The following is a 14740-nucleotide window of genomic DNA, read 5'->3' on the forward strand; positions in this document are numbered from 1 at the left end:
CGGGGTGCCGCGCCCACCCGTGCCGCCGCGGGGACACCTCCCAGTCCGTTCAGACACCGGGGAAGGCACAACTCGCAGCGACGGCGGGTGAGCCGCGCACGGCGGGTAGCGGCACCGGAGAGACGGCGCCGGAAAGCCGCGTACGACGGGAAGCGCCCCCGAAGAGGAGCCGTCGGAAAGCCGCGTACGGCGGGAAGCGCCCCCGAAGAGGAGTCACCGGAAAGCCGCGTACGGCGCGAAGCGGCACCGGAGAGGGGCGAGGGTCAGCCGCGTACGGCGGAAAGGGGACGGGTCGGGGGGTGTCCGCCCGCAGCGGTTGGCGCGTCAACGCCACGAGCCTCTTCAAGCGACCGATTCCGCGCCGTTCCGAGGACGGACACCCCCGTCCCGGCCCCGACCCCCCACCGAACCCAAGGCGCTACCCGCACCCCCACCGAACCCGCACCAGGCGCCGCAGGCACCACCCGCACCCCCACCACCCGTCAGACCCGCACCGCCCGCGCCACCCCCGTGCACAGCGCCGCCCGGGGCCCGTTGGCCGGAGCACGGCGGCGCGGGTGGACGGTGTTGGCGAGGAGGACCGCGAAGGTGTCCGTGGCCCGGTCGAGGACGAGCATCGTGCCGGTGAACCCGGTGTGCCCGGCCGCCCCGCGCCCCGCCAGCTCGCCCATGAACCACGGCTGGTCGAGGGCGAAGCCGAGCCCCGGCTCGGCGAGGAGCAGTTCCACGAAGTCGGGCCCGAGGATGCGCGCGGGCCCGTGGGAGCCCCCCGCGAGCAGGGTCCGGCAGAAGACGGCGAGGTCCCGCCCCGTGGAGAACAGCCCCGCGTGGCCGGCCACCCCGCCCAGCGCCCACGCGTTCTCGTCGTGCACCACCCCGCGCAGCATCCCCCGGTCCACCTTGGCCCAGGGCCGCCGCTGGTCCTCCGTGGCCGCCGCACCGGGACACGGCCCGAAGCCCGTCGCGGTCATGCCCAGCGGCCGGGTGATCCCGTCCCGGACGAGGACGTCGAGGGCGCGGCCGGTGATGCGTTCCAGCACCTGCTGGAGGAGCAGCAGGTTCAGGTCGGAGTAGCAGTACGTGCCGGGCACCCCCACCGGCGGCTCCGCGCGCAGCCGCCGCAGCCGTGCCTCGTCGTCGGCGCAGTCGTACAGCGGGAGTTCGGGCCGCAGCCCCGAGGTGTGGGTGAGCAACTGCCGTACGGTGACGCGGTGCCGGGCCGCGGCCCGGAAGTCCGGCAGGTAGGCGCCGACCTCCGCGTCGATGCCGAGCGTGCCCCGCTCGATCTGCTGCACGGCGGCGACCGCGGTGAAGACCTTCGTCAGGGACGCCAGGTCGAACGGCGTGTCCACGGTCATCGGCACCCGCGAGCCCGCGGGCAGCTCCACGCCCCTGTCGGTGCCGGGGTCGTAGGAGGCGTACCGCACGGCCCAGCCCGCCGCTTCCTCGACGGCGAGTACGGGTCCGCGCCCGAGAGCCACGACGGCGCCCGCCGCCCAGGGGCGTTCGCCGGCCGTGAGGTCGTGTACCTGGGCGACGACACGGCGGAGGGTGTCGGGGTCGAGCCCGGCCCGCTCCGGGGTGTCGCCGCGCAGTCTGGGAGCGCTCAGCTGTCCGCTCCCTTGCCTGCACCCTGCCCCGCTCCGTTGCCGTTCCCCTGCCCGCGGCACATGGTCACGAGGAAGCCGAGCGCGAGGACCGCCGCGACCAGCTGGACCAGGGCCATCGGTACGGCGGTGTCCTCCCCCGCGATCCCCACCAGCGGGGAGGCGACGGCGCCGATGAGGAAGGAGGACGTGCCGAGCAGCGCGGAGGCGGAGCCCGCGGACTTCTTGACCCGCATCAGGGCGAGCGCCTGGGTGTTGGGCAGGCTGATGCCCATCGCGGACATCAGCACGAACAGTACGGCGGCGACCGGCCCGAGCCCGACCTCGCCGAAGACGCCCAGGGACATGAGCAGCAGCACGGTCGCGGCGGCGATCACGACGACGAGGCCGAGGCCGAGCACCCGGTCCAGCCTGACCCGGCCGACGAGAACCTTGCCGTTGATCTGGCCGACCACGACGAGCCCGATCGAGTTGAGCCCGAACAGCAGGCTGAACGTCTGCGCGGAGGCTCCGTAGATCTCCTGCATGACGAACGGCGAGGCCGCGACGTAGGCGAACAGCGAGGCGAAGGCGAAGCCGCCGGCGAGCATGTACCCGGTGAAGGCACGGTCGGCGAGCAGCCCGCGCATCGCGCGCAGGGTGTCGCCGACACCGCCCGCGTGCCGTTCCTCGACGGGCAGCGTCTCCGGCAGTTTGGCCCACACGACCGCGCCCAGCGCCAGGCCGACCACGACGAGGACGACGAACACGCCCCGCCAGTCGGTGAAGCGCAGGATCTGTCCGCCGATGAGCGGCGCGACGATCGGCGCGACGCCGGAGATCAGCATGAGGGTGGAGAAGAAGCGGGCCATGGCGACGCCGTCGTACAGGTCGCGTACGACGGCGCGGGCGATGACGATCCCGGCGGCGCCGGCGAGTCCCTGCAGGAGCCGGAAGGCGACGAGGACTTCCACGGTGGGCGCGACGGCGCACAGGGCGGTGGCGACGACGTAGACGGCGAGTCCGGCCAGCAGCGGGCGCCGGCGTCCCCACTTGTCGCTCATCGGCCCGACGACGATCTGCCCGAGGGCCATGCCGGCCAGGCACGCGGTGAGCGTCAGCTGGACGGTCGCGGCGGGTGCGCCCAGCGACCGGGTGACCTCCGGGAGCGAGGGGAGGTACATGTCCATCGCCAGGGGCGGCGTGGCGGTCAGGCTGCCGAGGATGAGTGTGACGAGCAGACTGATACGCCGCGCGGCGGGCAGCGTGGGCGGCGTTTGCGACGAATACGACGAATGCGATGTCTGCGGCAGATGTGCCGCCGATTCCGTGATGGTCATGTCCGGTGACTTGTGCGGTATGGACGGCCCGCGCTCGGGCATGTGATGTGCCCCTCCCTCTTCTGCAGATCCGCCACCTATGCTCTCAGCTCGTACGGACTTGAACGAACAGACCCGAACGACGAACGACGAACGAACGACGAACGAACCTGAGCGAGGGTGGGGCGGGGTGTCAGCGGTGACCGGGCAGAAGGTGCGCTGGGGGATTCTGGCGACGGGCGGAATGGCGGCGACGTTCACGGCGGATCTGGTCGATCTGCCGGACGCCGAGGTGGTGGCGGTGGCCTCGCGGACCGAGGCGTCGGCGAAGGCGTTCGCCGAGCGGTTCGGGATAGCGCGGGCGTACGGCGGCTGGGAGTCGCTGGCGCGGGACGAGGACGTCGACGTGGTGTACGTGGCGACCCCGCACTCGGCGCACCGGGCCGCCGCCGGCCTCTGCCTGGAGGCGGGCCGCAACGTGCTGTGCGAGAAGCCGTTCACGCTGAACGCGCGCGAGGCGGCGGAACTGGTCGCGCTCGCCCGCGAGAACGGCGTCTTCCTGATGGAAGCCATGTGGATGTACTGCAACCCGCTGGTGCGCCGTCTGAAGGAGCTGGTGGACGGCGGCGCGATCGGCGAGGTCCGCAGCCTCCAGGCGGACTTCGGCCTCGCGGGCCCCTTCCCCCCGGCGCACCGGCTGCGCGACCCCGCGCAGGGCGGCGGCGCGCTGCTCGACCTGGGCGTGTACCCGGTGTCCTTCGCGCAGTTGCTGCTCGGCGAGCCGTCGGACGTGGCGGCGCGCGCGGTGCTCTCGGAGGAGGGCGTCGACCTCCAGACGGGCGCGCTGCTCTCCTACGACGGCGGCGCCCTCGCCTCGGTCCACTGCTCGATCACCGGCGGTACGCCGAACTCCGCGTCGATCACCGGCTCCGAGGGCCGCATCGACGTCCCGTACGGCTTCTTCTTCCCGGACCACTTCGTGCTGCACCGGGACGGCCAGGATCCGCAGGAGTTCCGGGCCGACCCGGCGGACGGTCCCCGCGCCAGCCTCAAGCACGAGGCCCGGGAGGTGATGCGGGCGCTGCGCGCCGGGGAGACCGAGTCGCCGCTGGTCCCGCTGGAGGGCACGCTGGCCGTGATGCGGACGCTCGACGCGATCAGGGACCGCGTCGGCGTCCGCTACCCGGGAGAAACGGAAGAAGCGGGAGAAGCGGGAGAACAGGGAGAAGCGGCAGAGCCGGTCGTCACGCCGGCTTGAGCCCCGGCTCCCCCGCCTCGGTCACGAAGGACCCGGCGGTGGTGAGCGGCGCACCCTCGGTCGTCACGTGGGACACCGTCTTGAAGTCGGCGCGCGCCGACTCCCGGCCGAGGGACACGGTCGCGTAGCCGCGCAGTCCGTTGAAGAACCGCAGGTGCGGGTTGGCGGTCATGAGGGTGTCCCAGTTGGACGGCTTCGCCGAGCCGTTGCCGCCGCTGGTGACGGAGGTGGTGACGATCTCCGTGCCCACGGTCCGGGAGTCCGGGTCGTCGAAGTCGCGTTTGATGTCGAAGCCGTAGGAGACGTGCACGTCGCCGGTGAGGACCATGAGGTTGTCGACCCCGGCGGCCTGCGCGCCGGCCAGTACCCGCTCGCGGGAGGCCGGGTAGCCGTCCCAGGAGTCCATGGAGACCTTGGACGGCGTGCTGGTCGAGTTGTACCGCTGGGAGAAGGTGACCTGCTGGGGCACCACGTTCCACCGGGCGTCCGACCGGTGCCAGCCGTTGATCAGCCAGCGCTCCTGGGCGTCGCCGGTGAGGGTGCGCGCGGGGTCCTCGGACTCGGGGCCGGGGAACTGCCAGCCGTCGCCGTACGCCTGGTTGGAGCGGTACTGGCGGGTGTCGAGGACGTCGAACTGGGCCAGCCGTCCCCAGTGCAGGCGGCGGTAGAGCCTCAGGTCGGGGCCGTCGGGCAGTTGGGGCCGGCGCAGCGGCATGTTCTCCCAGTAGGCGCGGTAGGCGGCGGCCCGGCGGAGCAGGAACTCCTCCGGCGGGACGCTGTTCTCCGGGGTGTCGCCCGCGTAGTTGTTCTCGGTCTCGTGGTCGTCCCAGGTGACGACGAACGGGTGGGCGGCGTGCGCGGCCCGCAGGTCGGGGTCGGACTTGTAGAGGGCGTACCGCAGCCGGTAGTCCTCCAGCGTCACCGTCTCGTGGGCGAAGTGGGCGGGCAGGGTGCCCGCGGGGTAGGCGCGGGAGCCGCCGGTGGCGTTGACGGCGTACTCGTAGAGGTAGTCGCCGAGGTGGAGGACGAAGTCCACGTCGTCCTCGGCCAGGTGCCGGTACGCGGTGTAGTAGCCCTGGTCGTAGCGCTGGCAGGAGACCAGGCCGAAGGTCAGGTCGGCGGCGCGGCCGTGCCGCGCGGGCGCGGTGCGGGTGCGGCCGGCGGGGCTGACGTACCGGCCGGCGCGGAAGCGGTAGTGGTAGACGTGGCCGGGGGCGAGGTGGTCGACCTCGACGTGGACGGTGTGGTGGAACTCGGGGTGGGCGGTGGTCCTGCCGCGTCTGACGACGCGCCGGAACCGTGCGTCGAGGGCCAGCTCCCAGCTCACCTCGACGCGTTGGGCGGGCAGTCCGCTGTCGGCCTGGTAGGGGGACGGGGCCAGCCGGGTCCACAGCAGGACGGAGTCGGGCTGCGGGTCGCCCGAGGCCACGCCGAGCGTGAAGGGGTCGTCGGTGAGCCGCGCGGCGTCCAGTTCGGCGGCGCTCGCGGTTCCGGCGGTCGGCAGGTTCACGGAGAAGGCGAGCGCGGCGGCGGCGCCGGTGACGGTCAGGAAGCGGCGGCGGCCGAGGCCGCGGGCGGCGGCGCGGAGTTCGGGCGCGTGCGAGGGCTGCGGCCGGGCCGGGACCGGGGCCTGGCCCCGGTGCGCGGCACGGGTCGGGTCCTGGTGGTTCGCGGGTGTCATCCGTTCCTCCCCTGGCGGTGGTTGCAAGGGGCATTCGAAGGGGCCGGAACGACCCGGGCTTGGCGCGGACATGGCGATCGCGTGTCGGAAGGATGAGTTCCGCCCGCTCCGGGCCCCGTACGCTGCCGACCCATGAACACCGTGAGAATCACCGACGAGGAAACCCCCGGCGCGCGGAAGGTCGCCGTCGTCACGGGTGCCGGGTCCGGCATCGGCCGGGCGGTAGCCGTCGAACTGCTCACCGCGGGCTGGGCGGTGGCCCTGGCCGGCCGCCGCCCCGAGACCCTGGCGCAGACGGCCGCGGCGGCGCCCGCGGGCGGCGGCAGGGCGCTCACCGTCCGCGCGGACGTGTCACGCCCGGAGGAGGTGGCCGCCCTCTTCGCCGCAGTGCGGGACCGGTTCGGACGGCTGGACCTGCTGTTCAACAACGCGGGGACGTTCGGCCCCGGCGGTGTGCCGGTCGAGGAACTGCCCTACGACGCCTGGCGGCACGTGGTGGACACCAACCTCAACGGCGCCTTCCTGTGCGCGCAGGCGGCGTACCGGCAGATGAAGGAGCAGGACCCGCAGGGCGGCCGGATCATCAACAACGGCTCGATCTCGGCGCACACGCCGCGTCCGCACTCGGTGGCGTACACGGCGACCAAGCACGCGCTGACCGGCCTGACCAAGTCACTGTCGCTGGACGGCCGCCCCTACGGCATCGCGGTGGGCCAGATCGACATCGGCAACGCGGCGACCGACATGACGGCCGGTATGGCGACCGGCGCGCTCCAGGCCGACGGGGAGACGGCACCCGAGCCCGTGATGGACGTCGCCGACGTGGCGCGCACGGTGCGGCACATGGCCGAGCTGCCGCTGGAGGCGAACGTGCAGTTCGCGACGGTCATGGCGACGGCGATGCCGTACGTGGGACGCGGCTGAGCACGCACCGCACGGGTCACACAATCGGAGTTTCACACTCCACGGTATTGCGGCCGGTGGAGGACGTGTGCTCAACTCTCCTTCACCAGAGCTTCACACTTGGAGCGTTGGTCTTCGGGGGCCCGCGGGCCGTACCCGAGGGGGGGAAGGCGACAGCCGTTCCGCGGCACCGGTGGGGGGCCCGAGTGGTACCGCGGGAAACGCCGGTGAGCGGAACGGCTGTCGCGTCAGGTCCCGGCTAGGCCTGCCCGGTCTCGAACCGGGTGATGTGGCCGCCCTCGTCGACGGTGAAGTCCCACCGGGTGCGCATCTCGCCCCAGGTGTCGTTGCGGTAGCGGGCGATCAGGGCGCGACCGCCGTTCGACTCGTTGTCGACCTCCATGTGACCGTTGGAGGAGAAGATCTCCTGGTCGATCCACTGGTCGAGGTCCCGGTCGTCTCCGTCGTCGGCCATCGTGGCGTCCGGCGCGAGCAGCGCGAGGAAGGCCTCGCGGTCGTGGGCGTTGACGGCGGCGACGAAGGCGCGGACGGCCGGGTCGCTGAGTCGCGTGGTCTGAATCGTCATGGCGGCAGCGTCACACCGGCCCCGCACCCCCGCCACCCGGTCCGTCCCCGGGCCCGCCATCCGGCCCACCACCCGAACGGCGCCCGCGACGGGCCGGGACGCCGCGGACGGGCGACGGTGGGGGGATGAGCCGCCGCTGTCTGCGAGGGAGTCGACGTGAACTGGTGTGACCGGCGTGATCTCGGCCTGCTGCTGCTCCGCCTGGGTACCGGCGGAGTCCTGGCCGCGCACGGCGCGCAGAAGCTGCTCGGCTGGTTCGGCGGGGGCGGTATAGAGGCGACCGGCCAGGCCATGGAGGCCATGGGGTACGCCCCGGGGCGGGCCAGCGCCACCGCGGCGGGCCTCGCGGAGGCGGGCGGCGGGACGCTGCTGGCGCTGGGCCTGGCCACACCGGCCGCGGGGGCGGCGGCGGCCGGCGCGATGGCGGGCGCCGCGGCGGTGCACGCCCCGAACGGCTTCTTCGCCCAGGCCGGCGGCCTCGAGTACGCGGCGTCCCTCGGCCTGACGGCCGCCGGACTCGCGGTCACGGGCCCCGGCCGCCTCTCGCTGGACCACGTGCTCGGCCACGCCGTCAACCGGAACTGGATGGTCCCGGCCGCCTTCGCGGCGACGGCGGCGGCCACGACCGCGATCGTGGGGGCGCGGAACAAGCGGCTGCGGAAGGCCGCGGAGGGGGAGCAGGAGCCCCTGTTCGACTGACGCCGCGACAGTCCGTGGCAGGCTCCCGGTATGACGGACGATCCCGGCGGTGCTCCCGCCGACCCCTGGAACACCATCGACGCCCTGTGGACGTGGCTGGAGGCGGACCAGCCCGTCGGCGGCCGGGAGGGCCTGCTGCTGCGCATGCTGAAGCTGTCGGAGGAGGTCGGCGAGGTCGCCGAGGCGGTGATCGGCGCGACCGGCCAGAACCCGCGCAAGGGCCGCACGCACTCCTGGGACGACGTGGAGGCCGAGCTGTGCGACGTCGTGATCACGGCGATGGTGGCCCTGCGGACGCTGACCCCCGAGGCCCGGGAGGTGTTCGGGCGGCATCTGGCACGGGTGGCGGGCCGGTCGCTGGGCGGGTGAGCGCGCGAAGGGGTCCGCACCCGTGGGAGTCGGTCACGGGTGCGGACCGGTGACTCGGTCAGCCCGCGCTGCAGGAGACCGAGGGCCAGGTCCAGTTGCCGTTGGCCTGGATGGTGGCGCCCCAGTTGCCGCCGCTGCCGTTCGACCTGGCGGTCAGCGTCTGGGCGTCGGGGTAGCTCGCGTTGATGTTCCAGGTCGACATGACCTTGGCCGGCGACGGCACCTTCATCGTCACCGTCCAGTCACTGGCCCCGCTGACGGACACGTCGAGGTTGTACCGGTCGCCCCACCGCTGCCCGGCCGACAGCGTCGCGGTACAGGAGCCACCGCCACCATCACCGCCGCCTCCCCCGTCCCCGCCCCCGCCGCTGCCGTCGGGGGCGACCGCGCGGCCGGTCTGCGGCGAGATCATGCCGGAGCACAGTCCCTTGCCCGCCAGGGTCTGGGCGATGCGCGGAATGGCCGCGAGGGTGTTGGCGGGCCAGTCGTGCATGAGGACGACCTGGCCGTTGCCGAGCCGGGAGACGGCCTGCACGATCGCGTCGGTACTGGCGTTGTTCCAGTCCTGCGAGTCGACGTCCCAGATCACCTCGGTCAGCCCGTACTTGGCCTCGACCGACCGGAGCGTCGCGTTGGTCTCGCCGTACGGCGGCCGGAACAGCTTGGGCGTGCCGCCGCCCGCGCCCGCGATCGCCTGCTGGGTGCGGGAGATCTCCGAGTCCATCTGGGCCTGCCCGAGCTGGGTCAGGTGCGGGTGGGTGTAGCTGTGGTTGGCGACCCACATCCCGGCGTCGACCTGGGCCCGGACCAGGGACGGGTTCTGGGCGGCGTACTGGCCCTGGTTGAACATGGTGGCCCGCAGCCCGTTCTGCTTCAGCGCGTTGAGCAGCGACTGGGTGCTGCCGGAGGGGCCGTCGTCGAAGGTGAGCCCGACGTAGCCGGTGCAGGCGGCGGCCTGGGACGGGGCGGCGCCGGCGACGACGGTGCCCGCGGCGGCCAGCGCGGTCACGGCCACGCCGGTGGCCAGGGTGCGCAGGGGGCGTGACGACGGGCGGGGTCCGGTGCGCGTACGCATGGTTCCTCCTCTCGGTTGTCGTGCGGTGGGGTCAGCCCGCGCTGCAGGAGACCGAGGGCCAGGTCCAGTTGCCGTTGGCCTGGATGGTGGCACCCCAGTTGTTGCCGCTGCCGTTCGACCTGGCCGTCAGCGTCTGCGCGCCGGGGTAGCTCGCGTTGATGTTCCAGGTCGACATGACCTTCGCGGGAGACGGCACGTTCATCGTCACCGTCCAGTCACTGGCCCCGCTGACGGACACGTCGAGGTTGTACCGGTCGCCCCACTTCTGCCCGGCGGACAGCGTCGCGGTGCACCCACCGCCGCCACCGCCACCGCCGCCCCCGCCGCCGCCGTTGTCGCCGCCACCGCCGGAGCCCGTGCCGCCGACGTTGATGCTGGAGTTGCCGCTGCTCTGGTAGCCCTCGGTGGCCATGATCATGTAGTAGCTGAAGCTGCCCATCGGCATCCCGGCCCGCGCCCACGCGTCGAAGTGGTTGCCGGTGGTGATGGTGCCGCCGGTCCGCCTCGCCTGACGGACGCTCCAGTACTGGTCGAAGGTGCGGGTGCCCTCGACGGAGGGCTTGTTGACGCGGGTCGTCTTGTAGATGTCGTAGGTGCCGCCGTCACTGGTGACGGTGCCCTTGTACTCGCCCGTGGGCCGGTAGGTACCCCAGTTGTCGACGATGTAGTACTCGACGAGCGGGTTCGACGTCCACCCGTAGAGCGCCAGGTACGCGTTGCCGGACGGGTTGAAGCTGCCCGAGTACTGCACGGTCCTGCGCCCGCCGTTGCTCCAGCCCTTGCCCGCGACGAAGTTGCCGGTGTTGCTCCACGAGGTGCTGTACTGGCCGCCGGAGCCCATGTTCATGGAGACGGTGCCCTGGCTGTCGGTCCAGAACGAGTAGTAGTAGCCGTTGTTGGTGCCCTCCTGGTTGGTCGTGACGACCGTGTCGGCCCGGGCGGTGCCCGGCAGCATCAGCGCGGCGAGTGCGGCGAGGGCGACGGCCCACGCGCTTCTGACGAGCAGGGTGACGGGACCACGTCTGCGGCGCCGCGACGGCATGAGCAGGTTCATGACAGGCGTTCCTCTCCCGTGGGGGTTCGGTCAACGGCGCCAGTGTTGGCCCGCACCCGTCGAGCGTCAACAGTTTCGGTAGATGTTTCGAAACCTTCGAGATCGCCGAAGACGCACACGCGAGGACGACGTAGCAGTTCACTCGACATGCGAGCCGCGAACGAGCCCGCGGCCCACAGAGTGTCCGGCGCGACTCCCGGAAAGCGAAACACCGGGATTCGAAACTTTCGGAGCCGATACGCGCGCGAGCCGACCCGGGCCTCCGGGACTACGGCTCGGGTACCGGGTGCGGCGGCAGGAGGGCGGGGGGCGCGGTCAGCCCCGCGGTGACGAACGCGATGACGGTGGCCGGGTGCGGGAACGGGGACGACGCCGTGGGCGTCACGGCGAGCGGGCGCCCGTAGGTCTCCAGGATGAGGCCGAAGGCCAGGGCGCAGCGCTCGGTGACCTCGTCGACCGACAGCTCGGGCAGCGCCCGGCCGATCATGACCTCGAACGGGGCCGGCAGGAACTGGGTGGAGACGTTGGGCAGCCGTCCCGTCGGCATGGCCGAGCGGGCCAGCAGGTGGCAGAGCATGCGGCCGTCCGGCGTGCGCACGAGTTCGGCGAAGGGCTCGACCACGCTGGCCGTCAGGTCGCGGACCGACGTCGCGTCGACCGGCCCCCTCGTCAGCGGGGCCATGCGCTCCAGCCACAGCGGCCCCAGCTCCTGTTCGAGCAGCGCCGAGACCAGCCCCTCCCGGGAGCCGAAGTGGTAGTGCACGGCCCCCGCGTTGAGTCCCGCCTCGGCGTTGACGGAACGGACGGACACCTGGTCCGGAGCCTTCTCCAGGAACAGCTTCTTGGCCGCGGCGAGGAGCCGTTCACGGGTGGAGGAATCGCTGGGACTGCTCATACGGACATTCCAGCACAGCCGGGAACCGGGTCGGCGCCGACGGCGGGAGCCAGCCCTCCATCAGGTCCGAATCATCATCCAATCACTGATTGAGCTATGTTTGGAGCGAGGGTGGCGAAGGGCGCGGCCCGGCAGCACAGGAGCAACACCATGGGTACTTTCGTCGTCACCGGTTCCGCGTCGGGCATGGGCGCCGCCAGCGCCGAGCGGCTGCGCGCGGCCGGCCACCGGGTGATCGGGGTGGATCTCCGCTCCGCCGACGTGATCGCCGATCTCGGCACCCCCGAGGGCCGGCGGGGCGCCGTGCGCGAGATCCTCGAGCGGAGCGGCGGCGTCGTCGACGGTGTCGCCGCCGTCGCCGGTGTCGGACCGAACCTCAAGGACGCGGCGGCCGTGGCGTCCATCAACTACTTCGGCCCCGTCGCCCTGCTCGACGGGCTGCACCAGGCGCTGGAGCGCGCCGAGGCGCCCCGCGTCGTCGTGATCAGCTCCAACTCCGCCAGCACCGTGCCGTTGATCGACGACACCCTGGTGGAGCTGCTGCTCGCCGGTGACGAGAACGCCTCCCGCGAGCGCGCGACCAAGGCGCAGAGCGTGCTGCCCCCGACCCTGTCCGAGTCCAGCCCCAGCATCTCCGCGTACGCCACCTCGAAGCTGGCCCTGGCCCACTGGGTGCGCCGTACGGCCACCGACCCCGAGTGGGGCCGCAAGGGCATCCTGGTCAACGCGATCGCCCCGGGCGCCGTCCTGACCCCGCTCATGACCGGTTCCACGAGCGCAGCCGAGGAGCTGGACCCCGACTCCTTCCCGACCCCGATGCCGCTGGGCATCTTCGGCGAGCCCCGGGACATCGCGTTCTGGGTGGAGCAGTTCCTGCGCCCCGAGGCCCGGTTCACCACCGGCGCGGTCCTCTACGTGGACGGCGGCACCGACGCGGCGATACGCCCGGACGCGCAGCCCACGGCCCTGCGTCCCTGACCGGCGCCCGGCGACGATCCCCGCCGGGGAACCGGCCCCCGTCGAGTCCGCGTCACCGTCATGGTGTGGCGGAGGGCGAGTCGAGGGGGAGGCACGGTGGCGGAGCGGTTCACGATGGGGATCGTCGAGCTGAGCGGTGAGGAGCGCAGCCTCGGTCCGTACCGGTTGCTCGGGCAGCTCGCCACCGGTGGGATGGGGATCATCTATCTGGGCCGGGACCAGGAGACCGGTCGGCTCGCGGCACTCAAGACGGTGCTGGCGCCCGGCGGAGTCAGTACCGAGGCCCGTAAGCGCTTCCGCCGCGAGGTCGAACTCGCCAGCCGGGTCACCAGTCCCCGTACGGTCCGCGTCCTCGGGTCCGACGCCGAGGACGCCAAACCGTGGATGGCGATGGAGTACGTACCGGCCCCCTCCCTGGAGGCGCTGGTGGTGCAGCGCGGCGCGCTCCGGGACGTGGGCGCGGTGTGCCGCGTCGGCCGGGGCGCGGCCGAGGCACTGGTCGAACTGCACCGCCGGAAGATCGTGCACCGCGATGTGAAACCCCTCAACATCCTGCTCACCGGGGACGGCCCCAAGGTCATCGACTTCGGCATCTCGCACGCCAGCGACCTCACCAGTACCCGGCTCACCCTCGGCACCATCGCTTTCGCCGCCCCCGAGCAGGCCGAAGGCCAGTCCTGCACGGCCGCCTCCGACGTCTACTCCCTCGGCGTGACCCTGTACTACATCGCCGCCGGCCGGCTCCCCTACCCGGAGACCGTCGAACCGCTCCAGCAACTCAACTACGTACGGTGCGCCGACATCGACCTGGACGGCCTGCCCGACGGGCTGACCGGACCGGTCACCGCCTGCCTGGCCCGCGACCCCGGCGACCGGCCGACCGCCCTCGAACTCCTCGACATCCTCGCCGACGACACGGTCCCCGACGCCCTGCCGGCCGGCTGGTCCACCCTCATCGGCCTCTACGCGGCGGAGGGCCTGCGCCTCGAAGGCGCCACCGCCCTCTCCGAAGCCGAAACCGTCGTCCGCACCTGGACCACACCCCCCACCCGCCTCCTCACCGAGCCCCCCGGCGAGCCGAAGCGGCAGAAGAAGCCGAAGAAGTCGAGCCAGCCGAGCCGGCCGAGTCAGCCGAGTCAGCCGAGTCAGCCGAAGCAGGACGAGCTCGACCCGAAGGCCGTCCTCCGGGTCCGCAACACCGCGAAGGTGACCGTACGGGTCTACTCCGGCGGCAGGTTCGTCAGGAAGATCGATCCGGGTGAGCGCAAGAGCGTCACCCTCCCCGTCGGCTCCCGCAACGTACGGCTGACCGCCCCCGGGAAGCAGGCCGTGACCCACGTCTACGCCTTGAGGCGGGACCAGGTGCTGGCTCTCGAAGCGGGCGTGTCGAAGGGCCGCCTGTACCTGGACCGGCCCGGCGCCGGGAGACCGAAGGCGGCGGAACCCACCCCCCGTCCCGTCAGTCCCGTCAGTCCCGCCGCGCCACCCTCACCGGCGAAGACGGGCGAGTTCAACTGGGCGGCGGTCGTCACCGTGGTCATCCTCCTCGCCATCGGGGTCGGTTGGCTGGTGCAGCACGACAAGAACGACACCTCGGACACCGTCGACAACGAGCCGGCGGCCACCGCTTCCGCCACGACCGACACCGACACCGACGCCTCCGGGACGGGTGGCGACACCGTCGGCCAGTACGGCGACACCGTCGGCCAGTACGGCGACGGCGGCAACACGGGCGACTCGACGCTCGACGACCACGGCGACGGCGGCAGCACCGACGACGCGTACGACGAGCCCGCCGAACCCGAGACCACCCCGCTCAGCGCCGAGGACGAGGAGTTCGCCGCGGTCGACGTCGACGACTGCCTCGGCGATCACCGGGACGACGACGACTGGTCCTCCACCACCCCCACCGTGGCCTCCTGCTCCGCCCCCGGCTCCTACTACCGGGTCAGCTCCGTCTCCGAGGACCTCGGCTGCGAGTCGGAGGACATGGTCTGGTGGCACGACAACGACGACGGCACCGAGACCAACCTCTGCCTGAACCGCAACTACCGCGTCGGCCAGTGCATGTTCGCCGTGCACGAGGGCGACGTACTGAGCATCTACTGGAACGCGGTGACCGACTGCGAGGCGTCCTTCCCCGACAAGTACGAGTACATCGTGCGTGTCACCGCCGTCTCCCCCGACGGTGCGCCCGAGGGCAACTGCGGCACCGACGAGCAGTGGAGCCCGGAGAACGGCGGCGCCTTCTGCGGCAGGGTGGTGTGGAAGCGCAACGACATGCCCGACCTGTGACCCCGGCTTCCGGTGACCCCGGCGTCCGAGCGGGCCGAAGAC

13 protein-coding genes are annotated in these 14740 nt (G+C 72.4%); 6 read left to right on the forward strand and 7 right to left on the reverse strand.

Annotated elements, in window-relative coordinates:
• Positions 1 to 482: 482 nt before the first annotated feature.
• On the reverse strand, positions 483 to 1670 hold the full coding sequence (locus BJ961_RS28195) for a serine hydrolase domain-containing protein (RefSeq protein ID WP_271415600.1): 1188 nt from the start codon (positions 1668 to 1670) through the stop codon (positions 483 to 485).
• The gene (locus BJ961_RS28200; protein WP_381159645.1) at positions 1607 to 2968 is read right to left on the reverse strand and encodes a multidrug effflux MFS transporter; all 1362 of its coding nucleotides are present in this window, start codon (positions 2966 to 2968) and stop codon (positions 1607 to 1609) included. Before BJ961_RS28200 ends, BJ961_RS28195 begins: the two co-directional genes overlap by 64 nt.
• Before the next feature lie 136 nt (positions 2969 to 3104).
• Here BJ961_RS28200 and BJ961_RS28205 point away from each other — a divergent pair, with 136 nt between their 5' ends.
• Positions 3105 to 4163 (forward strand): Gfo/Idh/MocA family protein, encoded by a 1059-nt coding sequence (locus BJ961_RS28205; protein WP_271415602.1) that lies wholly within the window; start codon positions 3105 to 3107, stop codon positions 4161 to 4163.
• Here the strand turns inward: BJ961_RS28205 and BJ961_RS28210 are convergent.
• Positions 4150 to 5844 carry an alkaline phosphatase D family protein gene (locus BJ961_RS28210; protein WP_271415603.1) on the reverse strand — a complete coding sequence of 565 codons (1695 nt, stop codon included), beginning with the start codon at positions 5842 to 5844 and terminating at the stop codon, positions 4150 to 4152. The genes BJ961_RS28205 and BJ961_RS28210 overlap by 14 nt on opposite strands.
• A 132-nt stretch (positions 5845 to 5976) precedes the next feature.
• Between BJ961_RS28210 and BJ961_RS28215 the strand changes: the two genes are divergently transcribed.
• Positions 5977 to 6768 (forward strand): SDR family oxidoreductase, encoded by a 792-nt coding sequence (locus BJ961_RS28215; RefSeq protein WP_271415604.1) that lies wholly within the window; start codon positions 5977 to 5979, stop codon positions 6766 to 6768.
• Positions 6769 to 7006: 238 nt separating this feature from the next.
• On the opposite strand, the gene BJ961_RS28220 is transcribed toward BJ961_RS28215, so the two are convergent.
• Positions 7007 to 7333, reverse strand: coding sequence for a nuclear transport factor 2-like protein (locus BJ961_RS28220; RefSeq protein WP_271415605.1), 327 nt, complete (start codon positions 7331 to 7333; stop codon positions 7007 to 7009).
• A gap of 156 nt (positions 7334 to 7489) precedes the next feature.
• Between BJ961_RS28220 and BJ961_RS28225 the strand changes: the two genes are divergently transcribed.
• Complete coding sequence (locus tag BJ961_RS28225) at positions 7490 to 8032, forward strand: DoxX family protein (protein ID WP_271415606.1); 543 nt, start codon at positions 7490 to 7492, stop codon at positions 8030 to 8032.
• A 30-nt stretch (positions 8033 to 8062) separates the two neighbouring features.
• Positions 8063 to 8401 (forward strand): MazG-like family protein, encoded by a 339-nt coding sequence (locus BJ961_RS28230; RefSeq protein WP_271415607.1) that lies wholly within the window; start codon positions 8063 to 8065, stop codon positions 8399 to 8401.
• Positions 8402 to 8459: 58 nt separating this feature from the next.
• Here BJ961_RS28230 and BJ961_RS28235 read toward each other — a convergent pair whose 3' ends face one another.
• The 3 genes from BJ961_RS28235 to BJ961_RS28245 all read right to left on the reverse strand — a co-directional run bounded on the left by BJ961_RS28235 (position 8460) and on the right by BJ961_RS28245 (position 11425).
• A complete protein-coding gene (locus BJ961_RS28235; protein ID WP_271415608.1) occupies positions 8460 to 9476 on the reverse strand; it encodes a polysaccharide deacetylase family protein in 1017 nt (338 codons plus the stop codon).
• A gap of 31 nt (positions 9477 to 9507) precedes the next feature.
• A complete protein-coding gene (locus tag BJ961_RS28240; protein ID WP_271415609.1) occupies positions 9508 to 10530 on the reverse strand; it encodes a glycoside hydrolase family 11 protein in 1023 nt (340 codons plus the stop codon).
• Positions 10531 to 10798: 268 nt separating this feature from the next.
• Positions 10799 to 11425 carry a TetR/AcrR family transcriptional regulator gene (locus BJ961_RS28245; RefSeq protein WP_271415610.1) on the reverse strand — a complete coding sequence of 209 codons (627 nt, stop codon included), beginning with the start codon at positions 11423 to 11425 and terminating at the stop codon, positions 10799 to 10801.
• A gap of 150 nt (positions 11426 to 11575) precedes the next feature.
• Here BJ961_RS28245 and BJ961_RS28250 point away from each other — a divergent pair, with 150 nt between their 5' ends.
• Positions 11576 to 12403: an SDR family oxidoreductase gene (locus BJ961_RS28250; protein WP_271415611.1), complete on the forward strand. Its 828-nt coding sequence runs from the start codon at positions 11576 to 11578 to the stop codon at positions 12401 to 12403.
• A 96-nt stretch (positions 12404 to 12499) separates the two neighbouring features.
• Positions 12500 to 14698 carry a serine/threonine protein kinase gene (locus tag BJ961_RS28255; RefSeq protein WP_271415612.1) on the forward strand — a complete coding sequence of 733 codons (2199 nt, stop codon included), beginning with the start codon at positions 12500 to 12502 and terminating at the stop codon, positions 14696 to 14698.
• The last annotated feature ends 42 nt before the right edge of the window (positions 14699 to 14740 follow it).

The sequence above is a fragment of the Streptomyces lienomycini genome (genome assembly GCF_027947595.1).
Taxonomy (GTDB): Bacteria; Actinomycetota; Actinomycetes; order Streptomycetales; family Streptomycetaceae; genus Streptomyces; species Streptomyces lienomycini.